The following is a 22,406-nucleotide window of genomic DNA, read 5'->3' as shown; positions in this document are numbered from 1 at the left end:
TCAAGATTGCAGACTTGCAAGCGCCCCGCGCGCCCCTACCGCACCGGGCAGGCCACCCACTGATAGGCCTGGGCCATCACCCCGCCGTCGGCGCGGATCAGCGTCACGCCGCTGGCCTCGCCGCCCGCGTCGGTGACGGTCGAGCAGCCGCCGGAACGGATCTGGGCCGAATAGCCGTGCTTGCGGTCGGCCTTGTAGGTCCCGTCCGGATTGACCCAGACCGAGGCGTAGGAAAACCGGATCGGCCCGCCGCCATAGACCCGCTCGCCGGGGCGGTAGAACCCGTCCAGCACCAGGGCCTCGGCCTTGGGGATCTTGCGGGCCCGCATCCAGCCGATCACGTCGGTGAAGCAGGCGTCGCCCAGCAGCTGTTCGCCGCGCTCGGCGCAGCCAGGGCGGTTGCCCATGACCACCGGCATCACCGCGCCATAGGCCTCGTAGGTGGCCACGGGCGGCGGGGCGGGCGGCGCGCCGCAGCCGGCCAGGGCCCGCTCGTGCACCCGGTCGCCGGCCTCGACCTCGAAGTCGACCGGGCTCGTCAGCCCGCAACCGGCCGGGGCGGCGAGGCTGGACTTGTCGAACCAGCGCTTGTCGGCCTTGAAGCCCCCCTTGCCCTTGCGCTTGAGCACATACTGCTCGGTCTCCTTGGCCGTCAGCACCACGCCGGGGGCGACCGGCCGCTTGGCGCCGATCACGTCCAGCTCCTTCAGCTCGGACCGGAACGCCAGTTCAGCGATCCCGGCCGCGAAGCAGACGCCGTCGCGCAGGGCGGCGTCGGGCGGGCAGTCCGGACGCGGCGCGGCCAGCTGTCGGGGCGCGCCCAGCACCTCGACCGTGGCCGTGGCCGGCCAGCGCTCGCCCGGCTCGTTCGGTCCGATCGGCGGCCGGCGCGGGCCGCCATAGCCGATCGGCGGGACCGGCCCGCCGCAGCTGACGGCCTGGACCTCGCGCGCCGCCAGCTGGCCGTCGCGCAGGTCGAGCCGATAGTCGACGCCGCGGCCGGTCGCGAAGCAGTCGCGCGGGACCCGCACCGACGAGCTGGGCAGGGTCACCGGAACGACCCGCGGCCCGCCGCCGGCCAGGGTCACGTCGTACAGGCGGTAGGCCTCGCCGATCGGGCCGGAGATCACCGTCCCCGCCCCGCCGCCGGCGCCCGGCGCGGTCAGCACCCGGCCCGTGGTCGCGCCCCGCGCCTTCATCCCGGCCAGCACCGCCTCCAGGCAGGCGCCGTCCGGCAGCTGGGCGGGGCGGGCGCAGCGGGGGCTGGGCGTGGCGACCGGCAGGACCGCGCCCAGCACGTCGCGCAGCTCGCCATAGGCCGGCTCCCGGATCAGCCGCATGTCGGAGGACTGGGCCATGGCTGCGCCCGAGCCCATTCCCGCAAAGCCGATCGCCAGAAGGAGGCCCAGGCCCCCGCGCGTGATGTCCGCCATCGCCACCCCCGTGGTTGTCCCGGCCAGGATCGCAACCTTGAGCGTGAAAGGCAATGCCGCCACCTGCCGCCATTCTGCTGACATCCGCTGTCAGCAGGCCCCCTAGCCTTCCCGCCCGCGCGGACCTACCTTCCCAATATGGCCCGATCTTCCGAGACCCCAGCCGGCGGCGTTTCCGACGTCTCCGCCAAGTTCATCCATGACGTCGCCCTGGACGCCGAGGTCGACGCCGCCGCGACGCCCATGCTGTGGACCCCGCACCGCCCGGCGCGGCCGGAGAAGTCCGAGGGCGGCAGGCGGTTCAAGCTGGTCAGCGACTACGAGCCGGCCGGCGACCAGCCGACCGCCATCGCCGAACTGGTCGCGGGTCTCGAAGGCCGGGAAAACGACCAGGTGCTGCTGGGCGTCACCGGCTCGGGCAAGACCTTCACCATGGCCAAGGTCATCGAGGCCACCCAGCGCCCGGCCCTGATCCTGGCCCCCAACAAGACCCTGGCCGCCCAGCTCTACAGCGAGATGAAGAGCTTCTTCCCCGACAACGCGGTCGAGTACTTCGTCAGCTATTACGACTACTACCAGCCGGAAGCCTACGTCCCGCGCACCGACACCTACATCGAGAAGGACAGCTCGATCAACGAGCAGATCGACCGCATGCGCCACTCGGCGACGCGGGCGATCCTCGAGCGCGACGACGTCATCGTGGTGGCCAGCGTCAGCTGCATCTACGGCATCGGCTCGGTCGAGACCTACACGGCCATGACCTTCACCCTGGAGGTCGGCCAGACCATCAACGAAAAGCAGATGATGGCCGACCTGGTCGCCCAGCAGTACAAGCGCAACGACGCCGCCTTCGAGCGCGGCACGTTCCGCCGCCGCGGCGACACCATCGAGATCTTCCCCGCCCACTACGAGGACCGCGCCTGGCGCGTCAGCCTGTTCGGCGACGAGGTCGAGGCGATCAGCGAGTTCGACCCGCTGACCGGCAAGAAGACCGGCGACCTGGAGAGCATCAAGGTCTACGCCAACAGCCACCACGTCACCCCGCGCCCCACCCTGCGCCAGGCCATCGTCAGCATCCGCGCCGAGCTCAAGGAGCGCCTGGCCTGGATGATCGAGAACGGCAAGCTGCTGGAGGCCCAGCGCCTGGAGCAGCGCACCACCTTCGACCTGGAGATGATCGAGACCACCGGCTCCTGCGCCGGCATCGAGAACTACAGCCGCTACCTGTCGGGCCGCCGGCCGGGCGAGCCGCCGCCGACCTTCTTCGAATACATCCCCGACAACGCCCTGCTGTTCACCGACGAGAGCCACCAGACGGTCCCGCAGATCGGCGCCATGTACAAGGGCGACCGCAACCGCAAATGGACCCTGGCCGAGTACGGCTTCCGCCTGCCCTCCGCCCTGGACAACCGCCCGCTCAAGTTCGAGGAGTGGGACGCCATGCGCCCGCAGTCGGTGCACGTCAGCGCCACCCCGGCCAAGTGGGAGCTGGAGCGGGCCGGCGGCGTGTTCGCCGAGCAGGTGATCCGCCCCACCGGCCTGATCGACCCGCCGGTCGAGGTCCGCCCGGTCTCCAAGGACGGGGCCAGCCAGGTCGACGACGTGGTCGACGAGATCCGCCAGACCAAGGCCAAGGGCTACCGCACCCTGGTCACCGTCCTGACCAAGAAGATGGCCGAGGACCTGACCGAATACCTGAACGAGCAGGGCATCGCCGTGCGCTACATGCACAGCGACGTCGACACCATGGAGCGGATCGAGATCATCCGCGACCTGCGCCTGGGCCAGTTCGACGTGCTGGTCGGCATCAACCTGCTGCGCGAGGGCTTGGACATCCCCGAATGCGGCCTGGTCGCCATCCTCGACGCCGACAAGGAAGGCTTCCTGCGCTCGGAGACCTCCCTGATCCAGACCATCGGCCGCGCCGCGCGCAACGTCGACGGCAAGGTCATCCTCTACGCCGACCGGGTGACCGGCAGCATGGAGCGGGCCATGGACGAGACCGCCCGCCGCCGCGAGAAGCAGCACGCCTACAACCTCGAGCACGGCATCACGCCCGAGAGCGTCAAGCGCGACATCAAGGACATCCTCAACAGCCCCTACGAGCGCGGCGACCGGGTGCTGGTGCCGATCGGCGGCATCGGCGAGGGCAAGGACGCCAAGCCGTTCAGCGGCGACAACTTCAAGGCCGCCCTCAAGGACCTGGAGGCCCGCATGCGCGAGGCCGCCGCCAACCTGGAGTTCGAGACCGCCGCGCGACTGCGCGACGAGATCAAGCGCATGAAGCTGATGGACCTGGAATTCGCCAACGAAGCCCTGACCGCCCCGGGCGAGGCGGTGGACAAGGCGATGCCCAAGCGGGTGCGGGCTGAGCTGCGGGCGGAGCAGGCGGAGGCGTTTCGGAAGGGGCGGTTGTAGGGAGCTCTCCCAGAGGGAGAGAGGGCCAATCGCGACATGACGGAGAGCGAGGGGGGGGGGGCGGCGGTCACAGGGCGCGCAGTTAATTTGAAATTGATGGATTGGCGTTGAACTCGGATCAGCTAAGCTGGAACGCTTTAGGGTAGAGGGGCATCGCCCAATCCATGGACGTTGAAATTTCCCCGTTCCTCAAGTGGGCCGGCGGAAAGCGCTGGTTGTGTAAGCGTTTTCCGGAGCTATTTCCTACAACGTACAATAGATACTTCGAGCCATTTTTGGGATCGGGTGCCGTATTCTTTCACCTAAAACCAGAAAGAGCGATTCTATCGGATAGAAATCCCGATCTAGTGAAGACGTACAACGCCATTAAGAACGATTGGGAAGCTGTTCACGATCTTCTATCCAATCACGCGCGCAGTCATAACGATAAATATTATTATGAGGTGCGTGCTACAAATCCTGAATCTGAAAACGAAACTGCCGCGCGATTTTTGTATCTCAACAGAACATGCTGGAATGGCCTGTATCGCGTAAACACAAAAGGTATATTTAACGTTCCCAGAGGCACCAAGGACAACGTTTTACTTCCGACAGACGATTTCCCCAGCTCACAGAAAGCCCTTAAGAGAGCATCTATTGCGTGTCGTGATTTCTCAAAAACTATTTCTCTGAGCAGAAAAGACGATTTTATTTTTATCGACCCACCTTACACGGTGGCCCACAACCTAAATGGCTTTGTGAAGTATAATGATAAGATATTTACCTGGAACGACCAAATTCGCCTCCGCGACAGCATCCTAGCTGCGGCTCAACGAGGGACAAAAATCCTTGTCACCAACGCGGACCATTCGTCCATACGCTCCCTCTATGAGGGAATCGGTGAGCATTTTCCACTTGACCGAGCCACGGTAATTTCCGGAGATGCATCGGGTCGGAGAGGCACAACGGAGCTCGCAATTGCTATCGGATACCAACCCAACAGGTCAGAACCGAAATCGACGCGAGATCGCCCAGGCCTGGCTCCGAAAAGCGGACAAGAATGTCGCTGACTATTTTCGCTTCTACGGCGCAATCCGGCGGTGCACCGCCGCTCACTGGTGGAGAGCTTTCACCGAGATAGCAATCACGCTCGTCTTTGCGCTCCTCCCGCTCTGGGTACCTCTATTCGCCTTTCCAATGTTTGGAAAAATAGATCTTAGCATTGGGAGCATAGTTGGAGAGCAGGTAAAAAACGGCGAGCTATACCTCATAGCAACGGGCCTACTCGCACCTATATATTATTTTTCATTTCCAACCGGACGCGTTGGGGCCACGGATAAAATACAACCATTTCCTTCGCAGCAGATAATATTGCTAATATTTCTCGCAACTATTTGCATTTCCGTTGTCGCGATCACAGCTACCAAAGTTCAAGCCGTTGGTCCAAACGGCATACCACAACGAATGATAAATTGGTCATGGTGGCTATTCACTTTTTGCTGCGCCGTATATCTTTTGACACTTACTGTAAAGAATAGCTTGGATGAAATTACGGAACGAGTTTTAGACGAAAACTCAAGGCGCGTTGATGAACTTTATCCAGCACCCAATCATGTAGCCCAAGGCGGCGCACCTGTTGATCCGGATGCGATGATCAACGAAATCATCAATCAGCATAAGGTCGGTTAGATGCAGGGCGTGATAAATTATGCAGATCCGTCCGACATCAGGTTTACATTTCCTTGCATCAAGGTGAAGCAACCGATTGGAGATTTGTACATTGGATCATTACCGTTCAAGGTCCTGTGCGCGATCGCAGACTTTGATGTTCGACGCGTCATGCAGGAAGACCGAGACGTCGAGAGGTATCTCGGAATTCAAAGGCAAATAAACCAGAAGCGCGTTAAGGAACTTGAGGAATATGTAAACTTTTCGGACGCTTCATTTCCGGGATCTATAATCATTGCGGTCGATGACAGGTGCGCGGCCTTCGATCAAACAGCGTCCACCATGACCTTGAGCAATGTTCGCGATAGCGACGACCCGGTCCTTGTCAGGCAGATTGCCCGAGTGATTGATGGCCAACATAGAATTGCCGGTCTGTACCAATGCAGACAGGAAAACTTTGATTGCCCAGTTACTATATTAGTTGGAATGGACATCGCCGATCAGGGACTCATGTTTGCGCGTGTAAACTTGAGCCAAACCCCGGTTAATAGAAGCTTAGTCTATGATCTATTTGAACTAACACAAAGTCGCAGCCCCCAAAAGCTTTGCCACGACATAACTGTTCGCCTGGATCGGGAGATTGAAGGTCCATTCTTTAAGCGCATAAAGCGCCTTGGCATAGCTACTCCCGGCCGAAATGCCGAACTTCTTTCTCAGGCAACAATAGTTAAAGGCATTATGCCTCATATATCCGATTTCCCTGATCGCGATCGTGATGCGTTGCTGCGTCGAAAGACACTTCCTCGCCCATCACATCGCGAGAAGGAGAGAATGATATTACGAGAATGGTTTTTAGACGAGCGGGATGAGGACATATACTCAGCTATTGATACGTATTTCGATGCAGTTCGCGAAAGATGGCCAAAAGCCTGGCAAGCTGATGGCCGCGGATATGTACTGCCCAGGACAAATGGCTACTTAGCATTGATGCGCTTCTTCCGAGATTCTTGGTTGTATTGGTCAACACCAGGAAAGCAGGTCTCAAAAGACCAGCACCTTCAGCTATTGCGTCGAGTTGCGTTGACTGACGACCAAATAACTACCGAGATGTTCCTCCCCGGAACTTCCGGCGAGGCAGCGCTATACAAGGCCCTTCGCGACAGCGTGGCCGCTTAAAGGCTCTACGTTGCCCTTTGCGTGGACGAGATGCGGCAGGGGCGATCTCTTAGGAAGAGGCGCGGCCGGCAGGCGGTCACGCAAAGGGTTTATGGCCGGGATCGCCTAGCAAGGTGGCTTTCGCCGCCACCTTCTCCCGCAAGGCGAGAGGGGATACCTAGGCGCCCATGATCGCCCTCGCCCACACCGACGCCGAGATCCTGGCCACCTTCGAGGTGATGGTCCAGCTCCGCCCCCAGCTCGTCCGCGACACTTATGTCGGCCGCGTCCGCCAGCTGATGGCCAGCGACGGGTTCCGGCTGGCCTATGTGGCGCAGGACGGCGTGGCGCGGGCCGTGGCGGGGTATCGGGTGCTGGACATGCTGTATTGCGGCCGGTTCCTCAGCGTCGACGACCTGGTGGCCGACGACCGGGTCCGGTCGAAGGGCCACGGCAAGGCGCTGCTGGACTGGCTGAAGGCCGAGGCCCGGCGCGAGGGCTGCGGCCACCTGGAGCTGATCTCCAACGTGGTCCGCGAGGCCGCCCACCGGTTCTATTTCCGCGAGGGCCTGGCGGTGGACGCCTTCCATTTCCGGGTGAAGCTGTAGGGGGGCGGGCGGCGACGCGGCCGAGGCGCTCCCCTTTAAACGGCTGCGGCGAAGCGCCACCTGCGTCGGCCACGCTTCCAGCGTCCTCACAGGCTTTTCCCATGCGCACCGCTCCGAACCCCGACTTCGACGAGATCCCCACCCGCACGGGAAAGGTGGTTGTGCCGGCCGCGCTGCGGGCCGATGTCGAGCAGTTCCACTACGCCCCCGCTCGCCGGGTCGGCGACTTCGTCTATCTGTCGGGCCTGGTGGCGATCAATCCCGAGCCCGGCGCGATGAGCGCCGAGGCGTTCCGCGACACGCTGCGCGAGGTGTTCCGGGGCATCGAGCGCTTGCTGGTCGCCTGCGACGCCGGCCTGGACGACGTGATCGAGCTGCAGATGTTCCACGTGTTCGGCAGCGGCCGGGTGGCCCTGAACAAAGCGGAACAGTTGGCGGCGACCGCCCAGGTCCGCGACGAATTCTTCCCGCCGCCCTACCCCGTCGCCGTCGAGCTGGCGGTGGCCGACCTGAATCCGGACGGCGGGCTGGTGGAAATCAAGGCCGTAGCGTTCGCGCCGCTGGTTTAGCGCCAGCAGCTCGGCCCAGGCCTTCCCGGCGGATTTCGGCGGCAGGGCTGTCGCCGGATCTTCCGAGAAAGGAAAAGAGGGGGATCACGCCCCTCGCCGCAACCGCTCGCGATAGGCCCCCGAGCTCGCCACATAGCCCTCGGCGTCGCCATAGGCCTGGAAGTCGCGGTAGCGCTCGTGGCCGCCCTTGACCTTCAGGGCGTGCTTGATCGGGCACCAGTACTGCTCGGTGCGGGCGGTGACCTCGCGGGCATAGGCGATCACCCCGTTGCCATAGCCGCAGAACACGCAGTTGAGCTTCTGCACCAGGTTCAGATAGCCCAGGGGAAAGAGGGACACACACTCTTTCTCGGCATCCGAGACCGCCGCCCACGCTTTGAGAAACCCCGGTTTCACCGTACCCTTAACGCCATGACCACGCGCTCCGTCATCCTGCCCGAGCCTCTCGAAGCCTTCGTCGAGGCCGAGGTCGCCTCAGGCGCCTATCCCAACGCCGACGCCGTGCTGGCGGCGGCGGTCGATCTGCTTCAGCGCGAGCAACGCCGCGAGGCCGCGAAGGTGGAACGCTTCAAGGCCTTGATCCAGGAAGGCCTCGACGACCTCGACGCCGGCCGCTTCGAGATCGTCGAGGACCTGGGCGCCTGGTTCGACCAGATCGAGGCCGAACTGGACGAGGCGTCGCGCGCCGCGTGAGGCGATCGCGGCTCACGGCCGGCGCCCGCCGCGACGTGGCGACCATCCTGGCGTGGAGCGAAACCCGGTTCGGCAAGCGTCAACGCCGCCTTTACCGCCTGCTGCTGGAACGCGCCTTCGCGGCGCTGCGCGAGGATCCCCATCGGCCCGGCGTCCGGACCGATCCCGATCTGCCGCCGGACCTGCGCCTCTATCCCATCCGTTTCAGCCGCGCCGACCTGCCGCCCGCCGAACGCGTGGGCCGCCCGCGCCATGTCGTGGCGTTCCGGCTTGAAGGCGATGGAGTGGTGATCCTGCGGGTGCTGGACGAGGCGATGGACGTGCCGGATCGGTTGGGATGACGGTTGAGAGGCGGCAAGGGGATGGCTTAAACCACCCCCATGATCACCCCCGCCCAGACCGACGCCGAGATCCTGGCCACCTTCGAGGTGATGGCCCAGCTCCGCCCCCATCTCGCCCGCGAGACCTATGTCGCCCGCATCCGCCAGTTGATGGCCAGCGACGGGTTCCGGTTGGCCTACGTGGCGCAGGACGGCGAGGCGCGGGCCGTGGCGGGGTATCGGGTGCTGGACATGCTGTATTGCGGCCGGTTCCTCAGCGTCGACGACCTGGTCGCCGACGACCGGGTCCGGTCGAAGGGCCACGGCAAGGCGCTGCTGGACTGGCTGAAGGCCGAGGCCCGGCGCGAGGGCTGCGGCCACCTGGAGCTGATCTCCAACGTGGTCCGCGAGGCCGCCCACCGGTTCTATTTCCGCGAGGGCCTGGCCGTGGACGCGTTCCATTTCCGGGTGAAGTTGTAGGGGGCGGAGCGCTCTTCCCCCTCTGGGGGAAGACGACCGCGGAGCGGTCCGTAGGGGGCAAGCGTCCGCCGCTCGGCCGATGTCCGACAGGACTTCGCGCGCGATCCATGCTAAGCGCGCGCCAACGAAATTCACCGAGAGTTCCATGGCCCTTAAAGTCGCCATCGTCGGCCTGCCCAATGTCGGCAAGTCCACCCTGTTCAACGCCCTGACCCAGACGGCCGCGGCCCAGGCGGCCAACTATCCGTTCTGCACCATCGAGCCCAACACCGGCGACGTGGCCGTGCCCGAGCCGCGCCTGGACGCCCTGGCCAAGATCGCCGGCTCGAAAGAGATCATCCCGGCCCGGATCACCTTCGTCGACATCGCCGGCCTGGTGCGCGGCGCGTCCAAGGGCGAGGGCCTGGGCAACCAGTTCCTGGCCAATATCCGCGACTGCGACGCCGTGGCCTTCGTCGCCCGCTGCTTCGAGGACGACGACATCACCCACGTCGAGGGCCGCATCGACCCGCTCAGCGATCTCGAGATCATCGAGATGGAGCTGATGCTGGCCGACCTGGAGAGCCTGGAAAAGCGCGTCCCGGCCATCGAGAAGAAGGCCAAGACCGGCGGCGACAAGGAAGCGGCCAACACCCTGCGCCTGATCAACCTGGCCCTGGCCCAGCTGCGCGAAGGCCGCCCGGCCCGCGCCGCCAAGGTCGACCCGGACGACGAGAAGGCCTGGCACATGCTGCAGCTGCTGACCTCGCTGCCGGCCCTCTATGTCTGCAACGTCGAGGAAGCCAGCGCCGACAAGGGCAACAGGTACAGCGACCTGGTGGCCGAGCGCGCCGCCAAGGACAACGCCAAGGCCGTGGTCATCTCGGCCCAGATCGAGAGCGAGATCGCCCTGCTCGACGCCGACGAGCGCGCCGAGTTCCTCGAGACCCTGGGCCTGGAGGAGCCGGGCCTGAACCGCCTGATCCGCGAGGCCTACAGCCTGCTGGGCCTGCAGACCTATTTCACGGTCGGCCCCAAGGAGGCCCGCGCCTGGACCATCCATGTCGGCGACACCGGCCCGCAGGCGGCCGGGGTGATCCACACCGACTTCGAGAAGGGCTACATCCGCGCCGAGACCATCGCCTTCGACGACTTCGTCAAGCTGGGCGGCGAAAGCGGCGCCAAGGAAGCCGGCAAGATGCGGGCCGAGGGCAAGGACTACGTCGTCAAGGACGGCGACGTGATGCACTTCCGGTTCAACGTCTAGAACCACAAGCGGCCGGGCTCGTCCCCGGCCGTTTTCGTATCTGGTCTTCCGTTCGAGCGCTGCCCATGACCGACACCGTCACCCTGACCTCCGCCCTCGACGGCTTCGAATTCACGGCCCTCCACGCCCAGCCCGAGGGCGCGCGCAAGGGCGGGGTCGTGGTGGTGCAGGAGATCTTCGGACTCGACTCGTACGTCCAGGCCGACGTGGCCCGCTGGTCGGCCCTGGGTTTCGAGGTGCTGGCGCCGTCGATCTTCGACCGCCGCGTTCCGGGCTATGTGGCCGAGCACGAGCCGGCGGCTTTCGCGGCCGGCGTCGGCCATGTGAAGGCGATCGGCCTGGAGCCGATGCTGTCGGACATCCAGGCCTGCATCGACCACCTGGCGCCGCGCGGCCCGGTGTTCGCTGTCGGCTACTGCCTGGGCGGCTCGCTGGTCTGGCTGGCGGCCGGCAAGCTGAAGGGCCTGGCGGCGGGGGCGGCCTATTACGGCAGCATGATCGCGGCCAATGCCGACCTGCCGCTGAACGCGCCGGTGGTCGTCCACCTGGGACGCAAGGACCCCCACATCCCCGCCGACACGGTGAAGGCCAGGCTGGCCGAAGCCCACCCGGACGTTCCGGTCCACATCTACGAAAACAGCGGCCACGGCTTCAACAACGACGGCCGTCCCGACTCCGACCTGGACGACGCTGAGCTGGCGCGCCGGCGCTCCCTGGCGCTGTTCCAAGCGAACGGAGCGACATGACCCGCGCCGTCGCGCGCCCTCTTTTCTTCTTCCCGAGTTGGAATACAACCTTACGGATTGGATAGCCTTGGGGGCAAACACATGAAATTCCCGATCGTCGGCGCTCTGGCCGCCATCGCCTTCAGTCTTGTCGCTGTCTCGGCCCAGGCCCAGTCCGGCGGCCCGCCGCCGCCGCAGGCCATACCCGGCAAGCTCCAGTACGACGCCAACCGCGTGGGCCGCGCCTATGACCAGTTGCGCGCGGCCTCGGTGCTCGGCGCGCCCCGGCGTTCGTCCGGCAACCCGTTGCAGGTCAAGGCGGCCATCGCCCTGGCCAGCGAACTCAAGGCGCCCTGCGACGTCACCGACGCGGCCGAACTGAAGAACGGCCACGCCAAAGCCCCGGATGGTTCGACGATCACCGTCCAGACCTACGAGATCGTCTGCAAGGATTCGCTGGGCTGGATCATCAGCAAGTCCAGCGACGGCACGTCGCGGCTCACCGACTGCCTGGCCCTGCAAACCGGCGCGCTCGCCGCCGGGAAGGCTTGGCCCAAGGGCTATCTGTGCGGCCTGCCCGAGAACGGCACGCCCTTCCTGGGCTTGCGCCCGATCGCCGCCAAGGTCGCGCCGAGCTGCGCCCTGGTCGATGGCGTCTATATGGGCGCCGGCGGCCAGCCGCCGATCCTGCGTTACGAGATCGCCTGCAAGGACGGCAAGGGCTTCGTGGTCGACGCCCCCGCGCCGGGTTCCAGCGCCGCCCTCCAGGCGATCAACTGCGACGAGGCCAAGGCCGCGGGCGCGGCCTGCACCCTGATCGACAAGAAGCGTGGCTGAGCCCGGTCGCGTCACCCTGACCACGACCGACGGCTCGCCCGTCGCCGCCTACCACGCCCCGCCCGGCGAGGCGCGGCGGGGCGGGCTGGTGATCCTGCACGCCATCTGGGGCGTCACGCCGCACATCCGCCAGCTCTCCGACACCCTGGCCGATCAGGGCTACGAGGTGATCGCCCCCAGCCTGCTGGACGACGCCGACACGCCCTTCCCTGCCGCCGACCTTGACCCGCCCAACCTGGACGCCCGCATGGCCCTAGGCCTGGCCAGCGGCTGGGGCGCGACGGCCCTGCCCCGGGTCCAGGCGGCGATCGACCGCTTGGCCGGCGGCAAGGTCTTCGCCATGGGCTTCTGCTTCGGCGGCACCACCGCCTGGCTGGCCGCGGCCCGCTGCACCGGTTTGACGGCCGTGTCCTGCTTCTATGGCGGCGACATAGTCGGCTACGCCGACGAACAGCCGAAGGTCCCGACCATCCTGCACTTCGGCCGGACCGACCCGCTGATCCCGATGAGCGACGTCGAGCGGATCACCGCCGCCCACCCGGACCTGCCGGTTTGGCTGTACGACGCCGGCCACGCCTTCGTCGCCCCCAGCGGCCATCACCCCGACAGCGCCGCCCTGGCCATGCTGCGGACGCTGCAACTGTTCCAGCGGGCGGGCGGTTCGCGGGGCGAGGCTTAGGCGATCGCTCTAGACGGTCGCCCGCCGGCGAAACCTTGGCTAGGATCGCGCCATGCGCCGCCTCGCCCCCCTGCTGTCCCTGAGCCTGCTGGCGGCGCACGGCGGCTCCGCCACCGCGGGCGAGACCGCCTGCTGGTTCGAGAACGGCGCGGTCGTCGCCCCGGCGGCGATCGGCGGGATCGCCGGCGACTATGTGATCGACCTGTCGGCGCCGCGCACCCTGCTGCACCTGGATGTCGCCCAGGGCGCCGGCTTCACCGCCACGGCCCTGTCCCTGCCTGTGCGTTTGGCGGGTCAAGCCGTCGAGGCCGCGCCGATCGCCGTCCAGAGCCTGGACTATCGCGCCGTCGGCTTCTCCACCCCGATCGTCGGGATGATCGGGGCCGACATCCTGGACCGCTACACCCTGACCCTGGACTTCTCGCCCTGCCGCCTGCGCCTGGAACCTCCCGGAACGTCGCTGGGCGAACGGAAGGGCGGCCTGCCCGTGACGATGGTCGCCGGGACGCCGACGATCCTCGCGGCGGCCTCGAATGGCCTCAGGGGCGTCTCCGGGCCGTTCGCCCTGGACACCGCTTCGGCCGGCGGGGTGCGGGCCCGCGGCGCCGCCGACGGACCGCGCCAGAAGCCGGCGGGAACCCTGAGCGGCCTGTCGCTGGCCGGGACCCTGCGCCAGGACCTGCCGGCCGTGGTGGCCGGCGACCTGCCCGACGGCGTGGTCGGGGCGATCGGCGTCCAGGTGCTGGCCGCCTACCGCCTGCGGCTGGATCCCAAGGCCCTGCGCCTGTGGCTGACGCCCGTGCCGGCCCCTCGCTAAACCAGCATAGAAAAAGGGCCCGGCGTCGCCGCCGGGCCCCCGATCTTCAAGCCGTAAGACGGGTCAGTGCGACTCGTTCTTCCAGACCTTGCGGTAGCTGGCGTAGAGCAGGCCCGCGAACAGCACCAGGTAGAGCAGCACGGCGAAACCGGTCTGCTTGCGCTCTTCCAGCTTGGGCTCGGCGGCCCACATCAGGAAGGCCGAGACGTCCTTGGCCTGCTGGTCCAGCGTCGACGGCGTGCCGTCGTCGAAGGTCACCTGGCCGGCCTTCAGCGGCGGGGCCATGGCGATGAAGCCGCCCGGGGGCACGTGCTTGTGGTCGCCCGACCAATAGGAGGTCAGGTCGCCCGCCATGTACTGGTTGTAGTGCTGGGTGGCGTCCATCTTCAGGCCGGGCGGCGGGGCCGCGTAGCCGGTGACGATGGAGTAGATGTGGGCCGGCCCCTCTTCGCGGGCCTTGGCCAGCAGCGACATGTCCGGCGGCAGGGCGCCGCCGTTGCTGGCGCGGGCCGCGGCCTCGTTCGGGAACGGCGCGGGGAAGCGGTCGGCCGGGGTGGCCGGACGCTTGATCGTGTCGCCGGTCTCGTTGTCGATGTCGGCGACCTCGTAGTCCTTGGCGATCGCCTTGACGTACGGGTTGTCGTTCGAGTTCGGGTACTTCTTGTCGTAGAACGGGGCGCCCTTGTCGCCGAGGTTGCGGAAGCTGACCAGGCTCATCGAGTGGCAGGCCGAGCAGACCTCGCGATAGACCTTGTAGCCGCGCTGCAGCTGGGCCTGGTCGAACTTGCCGAACGGGCCTTCGAACGACCAGTGGACGTCCTTGGCCGGCAGGGCGCCGTGCTGGGCCAGGGCCGGGCCGGCGACCGCCGTCAGGAGACCCGCGACCGCTGCGATGACGGAGAGTTTGCGCAGCATCGGGATCAGCCCTTCATTTCAGGCGCGGCGGTCGCTTCGGCCGGCGCGGCGGCCGGGTGCGACAGGGCGGGAGAAGCGATGGAGTCCGGCACCGGCAGGGTCTTTTCCGACAGCGGCAGGAACGGCATCACGAACACAAAGAAAGCGAAATAGTAGAGGGCGGCCACGCGGCTGAGCCACACGAAGCTGTTCAGGTCGGAACCGCCCAGGGGGAACGTGGTCAGGCCCGGGATCACCGGATCGTCCGGCAGCTTGGCGCCGCAGACGCCCAGGATGCAGCACGCCGCGACGAAGATGAAGAAGTGGATCCTCGCGGTCGGACGGTAGCGCATGGAGCGCACCTTCGAGCGGTCCAGCCACGGCAGGGCGAACAGGCAGGCGATGGCGCCGAACATGGCCAGCACGCCCATCAGCTTGTCCGGCACGGCGCGCAGGATCGCGTAGAACGGCAGGAAGTACCATTCCGGCACGATGTGCGACGGCGTCACCAGCGGGTTGGCCGGGATGTAGTTGTCGGCGTGGCCCAGGGCGTTGGGCATGAAGAACACGAAGAAGGCGAACAGGATCAGGAAGACGCTGACCGCGAACGCGTCCTTCACCGTCGCGTAGGGGGTGAAGGGCAGGACGTCGGCCTTCGACTTGGGCTCGACGCCGGTCGGGTTGTTCTGGCCCACCACGTGCAGCGCCCAGATGTGCAGGATCACCACGCCGGCGATCATGAAGGGCAGCAGGTAGTGCAGCGAGAAGAAGCGGTTCAGGGTGGGGTTGTCGACCGCGAAGCCGCCCCACAGCCAGGTGGTGATGCTCTCGCCGACCAGCGGCAAGGCCCCGAACAGGTTGGTGATCACGACCGCGCCGTGGAACGACATCTGGCCCCAGGGCAGGACGTAGCCCATGAAGGCGGTGGCCATCATCAGCAGGTAGATCACGCAGCCCAGCAGCCACAGCACTTCGCGCGGCGCCTTGTAGGAGCCGTAGTAGAGGCCGCGGAGCATGTGGATGTAGACGGCGATGAAGAACATCGACGCGCCGTTGGCGTGCATGTAGCGGATCAGCCAGCCGTAGTTCACATCGCGCATGATGTGCTCGACGCTGGCGAAGGCGTGGTCGGCGCTGGGGGTGTAGTGCATCACCAGGATGATGCCGGTGATCAGCTGCGAGGCCAGGCACAGCGACAGGATGGCCCCGAAGGTCCACCAGTAGTTCAGGTTACGCGGCGTGGGATAGTCGACGAAGCTGTCGTAGCCCAGGCGCACGATCGGCAGACGGGCGTCGAGCCAGCGCTCGATACCGGTCTTGGGTTCGTAGGTCGAATGTCCGCTCATCTCGCTTAACCGATCTTGACCTTGGTGTCGGACAGGAAGGCGTATTCCGGAACCACCAGGTTCTTGGGCGCGGGGCCCTTACGGATACGGCCCGAGGTGTCATAGACCGAGCCGTGGCACGGGCAGAACCAGCCGCCGTACTCGCCGCCGCCGAAGGTTGGGACGCAGCCGAGGTGGGTGCAGTTGCCGCCGACGATCAACCACTGGGACTTGCCCGGCTTAACCCGCGCCGAATCCTTTTCGGGATCCTTCATCGAGGCGCTGTCGTCCGCGACCGCCTTGGCGATCTCGGCCTTGGTGCGGTTGCGCACGAACAACGGCTTGCCGCGCCACTTGACGACGACCTGCTGGCCCTCGGGCACCTTGGTCACGTCGAACTCGATCGACGCCAGGGCCCGCGTGTCGGCGGCGGGGTTCATCTGGTCGATGAAAGGCCACGCGATCGCGGCCGCGCCGCCGGCGGCGACCGCCATCGTTGCGATGTAGATGAAATCCCGGCGGCTGGGGTCTTCCCCATGCGCCGGATCAGTTTTTGCGCCCACGGCGGTGTCGGCCACCCAAGTCACCCTTCGATGCCGCCGCGCCGCCAAAGACGGCCCGGCCTGGAGAAACGCCTGTCGGCGCATACTGTCTGGACCCGCGAGCGGGTCTTCGCCACAACAGGCAAAAGCGGATCGTCCTATCGGACGCGCGGACGAAGTCCGCAAGCCCTTTCGATTCGCAGCAAATGCCCCTGCTGGCTCTATGGTGGTTCGCTTAGAATGCGGCTCGCGCTTTTTCAACCCGGCATTCCTCAGAACGTGGGCGCGGCCATTCGCCTGGGCGCCTGCCTGGGGGTGGGGCTGGACGTCATAGAACCCTGCAGTTTCCCTTTGGACGACAAGAGCTTGAAGCGCGCGGCCCTCGACTACGGCCCGTTGACCCACATGGTCCGCCACGCGTCGTGGGAGGCGTTCCTCGCCGCGCCGGAGCGCCGCGAGGGCCGGCTGCTGCTGTTCACCACCAAGGCGACCGCGCCGTTCCACAAGTTCGACTTTCAGGCAGGCGACACCCTGTTGTTCGGCAACGAGAGCCACGGGGCGCCACCGGAGGTTCACGCGACGGCCTTCACGCGCCTGACGATCCCGCTGCGCCCGGAAGCGCGGTCGATGAACCTGGCGACGACGGCGGCCATGGCCCTGGGCGAAGCGCTGCGGCAGACGGACGGGTTTCCGGGGGACTAGCCCCTCCCCCCGTGGGGGAGGCGGCCGAAGGCCGGTGGGGGGAGTTTCAGGATCGTCGATCAAGGACACGGCCGATCATTCCCCCTCCGTCGACTACGTCGACACCTCCCCCACAGGGGGAGGATCTATGCCTCCTACGCGCTCCTGCGTATTTGCGCCGAGCTCGCCAAACGCCTAATCGGCTTGCCATGACGAACGCCCTGCCCCTCGACCAGAAGAAAGCCGCCGCTCGCGCCTGGTTCGAAAGCCTGCGCGACCAGATCTGCGCGGAATTCGAGCGCCTGGAGGACGAGGCCCCCGCCGCGCTGTACGCCGGCGAGCCCGGGCGGTTCGTGCGCAAGCCCTGGGACCGAGCGGCCGGCGGCGGCGGCGTCATGTCGATGATGCACGGCCGCCTGTTCGAGAAGGTCGGCGTCCACGTCTCGACCGTGTTCGGGACCTTCACGCCGGAAATGGCCAAGTCCATGCCGGGGGCCGACGAGGATCCCCGGTTCTTCGCCACCGGCGTCAGCCTGATCGCCCACATGCGCAGCCCGCGCGTGCCGGCCGTGCACATGAACACCCGCTTCATCGCCACCACCAAGAGCTGGTTCGGCGGCGGCGGCGACCTGACCCCCCTGCTCGGCTACCAGCGCCAGCAGGACTTCCCCGACGCCATCGACTTCCACGCCGCCTACCAGCGCGCCTGCGACGCCCACGACCCGGCCTGGCACGCCAAGTACAAGGCCTGGTGCGACGAGTATTTCTTCCTGCCGCACCGCAACGAGCCGCGCGGGATCGGCGGCATCTTCTACGACCATCACGACAGCGGCGACTGGGCGCGCGACTTCGCGTTCACGCAGGACGTCGGCAAGGCGTTCCTGGAGATCTACCCGACCCTGGTCCGCCGCCGGATGGGCGAGGCGTGGACGACCGAGGAACGCGAGCAGCAGTTGGTGCAGCGCGGCCGCTATGTGGAGTTCAACCTGCTCTACGACCGCGGCACGATGTTCGGCCTGAAGACCGGGGGCAATGTCGAGTCGATCCTCAGCTCGATGCCGCCCGAGGTGAAGTGGCCTTAGGGTCGGATTGGGGACAGGCGCATGCGCCTGTCCCCGCCCGCGATCAAGCCTTCGGGCACTTGGCCCCTGTATCAATCCAAGCCTGCACCAGCTCGCCGAACCGGACCTGAGTCCCCGGCGCGGGAACCCGGCCGTCGCCCGGGCTCCAGGCCCAGCCGACCAGGTGATCCTCCGCCATGTGGTGATGGATCTCGGCCAGCGAGCGGCCGCCGTTGCGGGCCGGGTCCTTGATCTGAGCGCAGATCGCGCCCAGCGACTTGCCCTGCCAGGCCATCTCGGCCGGAGCCAGGGCCCATTTCGGATCGCCAGGGATCGACTTGATGTCCTGGCCCCAGGTCTGGACGTTGGCCGGGCCGTGGCAGGCGGCGCACGGCAGGCCGACCGGTCCGTGGCCGCTCTGGCCGGCGACCATCGGCGGATTGTGCGGGTGGCGGTCGTCGCCCTGGGTCGGGGCGCGCTGAACCGGATGGCAGTTCATGCAGCGCGGGCTGTTGATCACCTTGCCGGCCTCGGTGAACAGGGCGACCGAGCGGGCGGCCGGATCCTTGATCGAGACGAAGTCGGCGGGGCTCTTGAGCGTCTCGGCCGGCGCGCTGGCGGCGGGCGCCGGCGCGGCTGCCCAGACGGACGGCATCAGGCCGACGACGGTCGCCACGCAGCCGGCGGTCAGCAGGACGGTGACGACTCTCATTTGTTGGGCCTCCGCGTTTCAGGCGGAACGGCCGGGTCGCGGCGAAGGTTGCCGGATTTCAGGCGTGCCGGGCCAGAAAGTCCGCGATCCAGGCGCCCACCCTCGCCCGGTCGTTGGCCTGGTCCAGGCTGGCGACGGCCGCGTCGGCCTGGGCGTCGGTGAAGCGGCCGCCGCGCCGGGCCTCGATCAGGGCCCGGGCATAGGCCGGGTCGAACTCGGGATGGAATTGCATCGAGATGGCCGGCCGGTCGTCATAGACCAGGATCCCGGCCGGGGTGAAGGCGCTGCCGGCCACGGCGCGGGCGCCCGGCGGCAGGGCGATCACCTGGTCCTGGTGCGAGGCCGGAACGGCGACCGTTTCGACGGCATCCATCCAGGGCTGCGGTTCGGCCACCTCATAGCTGTGCAGGCCCACGCCCCAACCCTTGTCGGACTTCACCACCTTGCCGCCGAACGCCTCGGCCATGACCTGATGACCGAAACAGACGCCGACCAGCGGCTGGCCGCGAACCTCCACGAGAAAGGCCTTCAGCGGCGCGATCCACGGCAGGTCGTCATAGACCCCGGCCGACGAGCCGGTGACGACATAGGCGTCGCACTCGGCCGGATCGGCGGGCAGCGCGCCGGCCTGGACGTCGTAGACGACGTAGTCGTGGCCGGGGCCCAGCAGGTCCTGGAACATCGCGGGGTAGCGGCCGAACGCCGGCTGCAAAGCTTCGGGCGGTTCGCCGGTCTCGAGCAGGCCGATCTTCATGGGCGAGGGTCTCTGGGCGTATTGGACGATGACCGCATTTGTGAGCGGGCGCGACCGAGTTCAAGGTGAAGTCGCGCACCCAAATCCCTCTCTCTTTGAGAGAGGGAAATCCTAGAACACCATCCCCTGGACCACGGCCTTCAGCCGCTCGATGATCGAGAACCGGTCCTCGATGAAGTCCTGGTCGATCCACCAGAGCTCGACCTCGCGCATCACCTGGCCGACCAGCGGGCCCTTGGGGACGCCGGCCTTCAGGACCTCTTCGCCGGTCAGGGGGAAGGCGGGTGGTGTCCAGCTCTCGCCCAGGGCCAGCAGGCCGCGCCATTGCGGGGTGGCGGCCGACCGTCCCGAGGCGGCCCAGGCCAGCTTGACCCGGTCGCTGAACGCCTTCAGGCCCAGGGCATAGACCACCCGCCGGATCTCGCGCGGGCTCATCCAGCTGACCAGGCGCGGCGACTGGCCGACCGCCTGGACCAGCCGCTCCTTCTGGGCGTTGGACAGCCGCAGGTCGTCGGCCACCTGCTCGGCGACTTTGGGATCTTCGGGCATCAGGGCGGCCAGGCGCAGCTCGGGATCGTTCTCGAACAGCTGCTCGTTCTCGATCGTGATCAGCCCCTCGAGCCGGGCCAGGGACTGCACGGCCGGCAGGATCGCGGACAGCACGCCGGTGGCCGCCATCAGCCGCAGGGCGGGACGCGGATCGTCGGCCGCCAGCAGCTTCAGCAGCTCCTTCTGGATGCGCTCGGCGGCCAGGGTCTCGATCCCGTCCTTCAGCGCCTGGCAGGCGGCCAGCGCCTCGTGGTCGGCCTCGCCTCGGCCGTACCAGGCGTGGAAGCGGAAGAACCGCGGGATGCGCAGATAGTCCTCGCGGATCCGGGTCATCGCGTCGCCGACGAACACCACCCGCCCCTGGCGCGCGTCGTTCAGGCCCTCGCCGGTCGGGTCGTAGAGCCGGCCCTGCAGGTCGGCATAGAGGGCGTTGAAGCGGAAGTCGCGGCGCTGGGCGTCCTCGCTCCAGTCCTGGGTGAACGCCACCACCGCCCGACGGCCGTCGGTCGAGACGTCGCGGCGCAGGGTGGTGATCTCGTAGGGTCGCCCGCCCGACAGGGCCGTGACCGTGCCGTGGTCGACGCCGGTGGGGATGGACCGCAGGCGCGCCCCCGCCAGCGCCTCGATCACCTCCTCCGGGGTCAGAATGGTGGCGATGTCGATATCGTCGATGGGCTTGCCCATCAGGGTGTTGCGCACGCAGCCGCCCACGAACCGCGCGCAGCCGGAGCCGCCCCGCGCCTCGAGCGCGGCGATCACGGCCTGGGTCTCCGGCAGCGTCATCCAGGGCGCCGCCCCCATCGTCTCGGTGTTCACCCAACGCCCCCAAGTCACGACACGCCCCACAGGCGGGGGCCGGCATTTCAAACGATTATTTCAAACCGGCAAGTCCGGATGGCCGGTGACGGAACGTCACGCGGCGGCCTCCTCGCCGTGCAGCCGCTCGTACAACGCCCGCAGCATGCCCGCCGTCGCGCCCCAGATGAACCGCTCGTTCCACGGCATGGCGTAGAAGAACCGTCGCTCGCCGTCCGGCAGGTCGCGGTGCTGGCGCTGGTGGTTGCCGGGGTCCATCAGGAAGGCGAACGGGGTCTCGAACACGTCGGCCACCTCGTCCGGGCTAGCCTCGAAGGTGGCGGCCGGATCGATGAAGCCGACCACCGGCGTGACATGGAAGCCGGTCACCGTGCGGTAGCCGTGCAGCAGGCCGGCCAGGGTCACGAATTTCGGGTCGAGATTGACCTCCTCCCGCGCCTCGCGCAGGGCGGTCTCCCACGGCGTCTCGCCGGGATCGCAGCGGCCGCCCGGAAAGGCGATCTGGCCGGTGTGGCTGCGCAGGGTGTCGGACCGGCGCGTCAGCAGCACGGTCATGCCCGCCTCGCGCTCGACCAGGCCGACCAGCACGGCGGCCGGCCGCAGGGCGTGGGGATTGTCGGGCAGGACATGGGGGTTGAGATCGAAGTCCGAGCGGGCCGCGTCCAGGCTGGGGTCGTAGGCGTCGATCGGATCCAGCTTGCTGGCGATCCAGGCCCGGCGCTCGTCGCGGGTCAGGGTCACGGCCGGTGCGCCCCGGCCGGGGCGATCGGGAACCAGGCGCCGTTCGAGACGACGCCCAGGCGCGGCCCCTCCGGCGTGTCGCGCTCGACGGCCAGCTCGGCCAGCTCGTAGAACACCGGCCGGGCGATCAGCGCCTCCAGGCCACGCCGCACGTGCAGATAGGGTCGGGGCTCGCCGGTCGCTGCGTCGGTCTCGACTCGGACGGCGTTGTCCGGCCCGGCCTCGACCACGTCGCCGACATTGGTCTCGAAGCGCAAGATATCGCCCACCCCATCCTTGCCTGGAAAAGCGTCCACGCGCGTGGCGATAAAAGGCGCGTCCTCGACCTGGATCTTCAGCTTCTCGACCGGCGTGACCAGGTGATAGCCGTCCGGATCCAGCCGCAGCACGGTCGAGAACAGCCGCACCAGCGCCTCGCGACCGATCGGCGTGCCCTCGTGGAACCAGACCCCGTCCTTGCGGATGCGGATGTCGATCTCGCCGCAATGCTCCGGATGCCACAGGTGGACCGGCGGCAGGCCGCGTTGACCCGCGCTCTTGGCCGCGGCTGTGACGCCGGCCAGGCCAGAAGGTGTGGGATCCGCGGTCATGGGGTTCAGGTAGGGCAAGCCGGCCGCCGGCTCAAGGCTCGCCGGCCCTCCCCCTGTGGGGGAGACGATCGCGCAGCGATCGGTGGGGGGCGTTTTACGATCGACGATCCGTGT

Annotated in this window: 26 protein-coding genes; 16 read left to right on the top strand and 10 right to left on the bottom strand. The window is 67.0% G+C overall.

Going from position 1 to position 22,406, the window contains the following annotated elements; genetic code table 11:
• Window positions 1–35 precede the first annotated feature (35 nt).
• Window positions 36–1,433: a hypothetical protein gene (locus J2X41_RS21580; RefSeq protein ID WP_310085707.1), complete on the bottom strand. Its 1,398-nt coding sequence runs from the start codon at window positions 1,431–1,433 to the stop codon at window positions 36–38.
• A 138-nt stretch (window positions 1,434–1,571) separates the two neighbouring features.
• Between J2X41_RS21580 and uvrB the strand changes: the two genes are divergently transcribed.
• The 6 genes from uvrB (at window position 1,572) to J2X41_RS21555 (ending at window position 7,830) form a co-directional block, all read left to right on the top strand.
• Window positions 1,572–3,851, top strand: coding sequence for an excinuclease ABC subunit UvrB (gene uvrB / locus J2X41_RS21575; RefSeq protein ID WP_310085704.1), 2,280 nt, complete (start codon window positions 1,572–1,574; stop codon window positions 3,849–3,851).
• Between the two features lie 164 nt (window positions 3,852–4,015).
• On the top strand, window positions 4,016–4,900 hold the full coding sequence (locus tag J2X41_RS25370; RefSeq protein WP_404979969.1) for a DNA adenine methylase: 885 nt from the start codon (window positions 4,016–4,018) through the stop codon (window positions 4,898–4,900).
• A complete protein-coding gene (locus tag J2X41_RS21570) occupies window positions 4,809–5,519 on the top strand; it encodes a hypothetical protein (RefSeq protein ID WP_310085702.1) in 711 nt (236 codons plus the stop codon). The genes J2X41_RS25370 and J2X41_RS21570 overlap by 92 nt, the downstream gene beginning before the upstream one ends.
• Entirely contained in the window at window positions 5,520–6,674 is a 1,155-nt protein-coding gene (locus J2X41_RS21565) for a DGQHR domain-containing protein (RefSeq protein ID WP_310085700.1), read from the top strand.
• 167 nt (window positions 6,675–6,841) lie between these two features.
• On the top strand, window positions 6,842–7,261 hold the full coding sequence (locus J2X41_RS21560; RefSeq protein ID WP_310085696.1) for a GNAT family N-acetyltransferase: 420 nt from the start codon (window positions 6,842–6,844) through the stop codon (window positions 7,259–7,261).
• A gap of 101 nt (window positions 7,262–7,362) precedes the next feature.
• Entirely contained in the window at window positions 7,363–7,830 is a 468-nt protein-coding gene (locus J2X41_RS21555) for a Rid family hydrolase (protein WP_310085693.1), read from the top strand.
• Window positions 7,831–7,914: 84 nt separating this feature from the next.
• Here the strand turns inward: J2X41_RS21555 and J2X41_RS21550 are convergent, their stop codons facing one another.
• The gene (locus tag J2X41_RS21550; protein WP_310085691.1) at window positions 7,915–8,169 is read right to left on the bottom strand and encodes a hypothetical protein; all 255 of its coding nucleotides are present in this window, start codon (window positions 8,167–8,169) and stop codon (window positions 7,915–7,917) included.
• A gap of 72 nt (window positions 8,170–8,241) precedes the next feature.
• Here J2X41_RS21550 and J2X41_RS21545 point away from each other — a divergent pair, with 72 nt between their 5' ends.
• From J2X41_RS21545 to J2X41_RS21510, 8 genes are all read left to right on the top strand, one after another.
• The gene (locus tag J2X41_RS21545) at window positions 8,242–8,523 is read left to right on the top strand and encodes a type II toxin-antitoxin system ParD family antitoxin (protein WP_310085688.1); all 282 of its coding nucleotides are present in this window, start codon (window positions 8,242–8,244) and stop codon (window positions 8,521–8,523) included.
• A complete protein-coding gene (locus J2X41_RS21540; RefSeq protein WP_310085686.1) occupies window positions 8,520–8,864 on the top strand; it encodes a type II toxin-antitoxin system RelE/ParE family toxin in 345 nt (114 codons plus the stop codon). Before J2X41_RS21545 ends, J2X41_RS21540 begins: the two co-directional genes overlap by 4 nt.
• Before the next feature lie 39 nt (window positions 8,865–8,903).
• Entirely contained in the window at window positions 8,904–9,323 is a 420-nt protein-coding gene (locus tag J2X41_RS21535; protein WP_310085681.1) for a GNAT family N-acetyltransferase, read from the top strand.
• Between the two features lie 145 nt (window positions 9,324–9,468).
• Complete coding sequence (ychF, locus tag J2X41_RS21530) at window positions 9,469–10,569, top strand: redox-regulated ATPase YchF (RefSeq protein ID WP_310085678.1); 1,101 nt, start codon at window positions 9,469–9,471, stop codon at window positions 10,567–10,569.
• Between the two features lie 65 nt (window positions 10,570–10,634).
• On the top strand, window positions 10,635–11,315 hold the full coding sequence (locus tag J2X41_RS21525) for a dienelactone hydrolase family protein (protein ID WP_310085676.1): 681 nt from the start codon (window positions 10,635–10,637) through the stop codon (window positions 11,313–11,315).
• Window positions 11,316–11,396: 81 nt separating this feature from the next.
• Complete coding sequence (locus J2X41_RS21520; protein ID WP_310085673.1) at window positions 11,397–12,131, top strand: hypothetical protein; 735 nt, start codon at window positions 11,397–11,399, stop codon at window positions 12,129–12,131.
• Window positions 12,124–12,810, top strand: a complete 687-nt coding sequence (locus J2X41_RS21515; RefSeq protein WP_310085671.1) for a dienelactone hydrolase family protein — start codon at window positions 12,124–12,126, stop codon at window positions 12,808–12,810. The genes J2X41_RS21520 and J2X41_RS21515 overlap by 8 nt, the downstream gene beginning before the upstream one ends.
• Before the next feature lie 52 nt (window positions 12,811–12,862).
• Window positions 12,863–13,627, top strand: a complete 765-nt coding sequence (locus J2X41_RS21510; RefSeq protein WP_310085669.1) for a hypothetical protein — start codon at window positions 12,863–12,865, stop codon at window positions 13,625–13,627.
• Between the two features lie 63 nt (window positions 13,628–13,690).
• On the opposite strand, the gene J2X41_RS21505 is transcribed toward J2X41_RS21510, so the two are convergent.
• Genes J2X41_RS21505 through petA form a run of 3 tightly spaced genes read right to left on the bottom strand, consistent with a single transcriptional unit; the run spans window position 13,691 to window position 16,424 of the window.
• On the bottom strand, window positions 13,691–14,542 hold the full coding sequence (locus tag J2X41_RS21505) for a cytochrome c1 (RefSeq protein WP_310085667.1): 852 nt from the start codon (window positions 14,540–14,542) through the stop codon (window positions 13,691–13,693).
• Between the two features lie 5 nt (window positions 14,543–14,547).
• Complete coding sequence (locus J2X41_RS21500; RefSeq protein ID WP_310085663.1) at window positions 14,548–15,867, bottom strand: cytochrome b N-terminal domain-containing protein; 1,320 nt, start codon at window positions 15,865–15,867, stop codon at window positions 14,548–14,550.
• 5 nt (window positions 15,868–15,872) lie between these two features.
• Window positions 15,873–16,424 carry a ubiquinol-cytochrome c reductase iron-sulfur subunit gene (gene petA / locus J2X41_RS21495; protein ID WP_310085661.1) on the bottom strand — a complete coding sequence of 184 codons (552 nt, stop codon included), beginning with the start codon at window positions 16,422–16,424 and terminating at the stop codon, window positions 15,873–15,875.
• Between the two features lie 204 nt (window positions 16,425–16,628).
• Between petA and J2X41_RS21490 the strand changes: the two genes are divergently transcribed.
• On the top strand, window positions 16,629–17,090 hold the full coding sequence (locus J2X41_RS21490) for a tRNA (cytidine(34)-2'-O)-methyltransferase (protein ID WP_310085750.1): 462 nt from the start codon (window positions 16,629–16,631) through the stop codon (window positions 17,088–17,090).
• A 188-nt stretch (window positions 17,091–17,278) separates the two neighbouring features.
• Window positions 17,279–18,151 (top strand): oxygen-dependent coproporphyrinogen oxidase, encoded by an 873-nt coding sequence (gene hemF / locus J2X41_RS21485; RefSeq protein WP_310085658.1) that lies wholly within the window; start codon window positions 17,279–17,281, stop codon window positions 18,149–18,151.
• 43 nt (window positions 18,152–18,194) lie between these two features.
• Here hemF and J2X41_RS21480 read toward each other — a convergent pair whose 3' ends face one another.
• The 5 genes from J2X41_RS21480 to J2X41_RS21460 all read right to left on the bottom strand — a co-directional run bounded on the left by J2X41_RS21480 (window position 18,195) and on the right by J2X41_RS21460 (window position 22,292).
• Window positions 18,195–18,842: an Isoquinoline 1-oxidoreductase subunit gene (locus tag J2X41_RS21480; protein WP_310085654.1), complete on the bottom strand. Its 648-nt coding sequence runs from the start codon at window positions 18,840–18,842 to the stop codon at window positions 18,195–18,197.
• A gap of 58 nt (window positions 18,843–18,900) precedes the next feature.
• Window positions 18,901–19,596 (bottom strand): glutamine amidotransferase-related protein, encoded by a 696-nt coding sequence (locus tag J2X41_RS21475; protein ID WP_310085651.1) that lies wholly within the window; start codon window positions 19,594–19,596, stop codon window positions 18,901–18,903.
• A gap of 111 nt (window positions 19,597–19,707) precedes the next feature.
• On the bottom strand, window positions 19,708–20,946 hold the full coding sequence (locus J2X41_RS21470; protein WP_404979972.1) for a CCA tRNA nucleotidyltransferase: 1,239 nt from the start codon (window positions 20,944–20,946) through the stop codon (window positions 19,708–19,710).
• Between the two features lie 111 nt (window positions 20,947–21,057).
• Window positions 21,058–21,696, bottom strand: a complete 639-nt coding sequence (locus tag J2X41_RS21465; protein ID WP_310085748.1) for a CoA pyrophosphatase — start codon at window positions 21,694–21,696, stop codon at window positions 21,058–21,060.
• Window positions 21,697–21,698: 2 nt separating this feature from the next.
• The gene (locus J2X41_RS21460) at window positions 21,699–22,292 is read right to left on the bottom strand and encodes a DUF1285 domain-containing protein (protein ID WP_310085645.1); all 594 of its coding nucleotides are present in this window, start codon (window positions 22,290–22,292) and stop codon (window positions 21,699–21,701) included.
• Between the last annotated feature and the right edge of the window lie 114 nt (window positions 22,293–22,406).

Source organism: Caulobacter sp. BE254 (assembly GCF_031457295.1).
Classification (GTDB): domain Bacteria; phylum Pseudomonadota; class Alphaproteobacteria; order Caulobacterales; family Caulobacteraceae; genus Caulobacter.
Note: the sequence above shows the minus strand (reverse complement) of the source record. Positions and strands in the feature narration are given on the sequence as shown.

Coding starts and splice junctions, on each gene's coding strand:
- J2X41_RS21565 (WP_310085700.1), top strand. CDS start 5,520: ATGCAGGGCGTGATAAATTATGCAGATCCGTCCGACATCAGGTTTACA.
- J2X41_RS21580 (WP_310085707.1), bottom strand. CDS start 1,433: ATGGCGGACATCACGCGCGGGGGCCTGGGCCTCCTTCTGGCGATCGGC.
- hemF (WP_310085658.1), top strand. CDS start 17,279: ATGACGAACGCCCTGCCCCTCGACCAGAAGAAAGCCGCCGCTCGCGCC.
- J2X41_RS21475 (WP_310085651.1), bottom strand. CDS start 19,596: ATGAAGATCGGCCTGCTCGAGACCGGCGAACCGCCCGAAGCTTTGCAG.
- J2X41_RS21490 (WP_310085750.1), top strand. CDS start 16,629: ATGCGGCTCGCGCTTTTTCAACCCGGCATTCCTCAGAACGTGGGCGCG.
- J2X41_RS21560 (WP_310085696.1), top strand. CDS start 6,842: ATGATCGCCCTCGCCCACACCGACGCCGAGATCCTGGCCACCTTCGAG.
- J2X41_RS21505 (WP_310085667.1), bottom strand. CDS start 14,542: ATGCTGCGCAAACTCTCCGTCATCGCAGCGGTCGCGGGTCTCCTGACG.
- J2X41_RS25370 (WP_404979969.1), top strand. CDS start 4,016: ATGGACGTTGAAATTTCCCCGTTCCTCAAGTGGGCCGGCGGAAAGCGC.
- J2X41_RS21535 (WP_310085681.1), top strand. CDS start 8,904: ATGATCACCCCCGCCCAGACCGACGCCGAGATCCTGGCCACCTTCGAG.
- J2X41_RS21510 (WP_310085669.1), top strand. CDS start 12,863: ATGCGCCGCCTCGCCCCCCTGCTGTCCCTGAGCCTGCTGGCGGCGCAC.
- J2X41_RS21520 (WP_310085673.1), top strand. CDS start 11,397: ATGAAATTCCCGATCGTCGGCGCTCTGGCCGCCATCGCCTTCAGTCTT.
- uvrB (WP_310085704.1), top strand. CDS start 1,572: ATGGCCCGATCTTCCGAGACCCCAGCCGGCGGCGTTTCCGACGTCTCC.
- J2X41_RS21500 (WP_310085663.1), bottom strand. CDS start 15,867: ATGAGCGGACATTCGACCTACGAACCCAAGACCGGTATCGAGCGCTGG.
- J2X41_RS21480 (WP_310085654.1), bottom strand. CDS start 18,842: ATGAGAGTCGTCACCGTCCTGCTGACCGCCGGCTGCGTGGCGACCGTC.
- J2X41_RS21470 (WP_404979972.1), bottom strand. CDS start 20,946: ATGGGGGCGGCGCCCTGGATGACGCTGCCGGAGACCCAGGCCGTGATC.
- J2X41_RS21545 (WP_310085688.1), top strand. CDS start 8,242: ATGACCACGCGCTCCGTCATCCTGCCCGAGCCTCTCGAAGCCTTCGTC.
- J2X41_RS21525 (WP_310085676.1), top strand. CDS start 10,635: ATGACCGACACCGTCACCCTGACCTCCGCCCTCGACGGCTTCGAATTC.
- J2X41_RS21555 (WP_310085693.1), top strand. CDS start 7,363: ATGCGCACCGCTCCGAACCCCGACTTCGACGAGATCCCCACCCGCACG.
- J2X41_RS21460 (WP_310085645.1), bottom strand. CDS start 22,292: ATGACCGCGGATCCCACACCTTCTGGCCTGGCCGGCGTCACAGCCGCG.
- ychF (WP_310085678.1), top strand. CDS start 9,469: ATGGCCCTTAAAGTCGCCATCGTCGGCCTGCCCAATGTCGGCAAGTCC.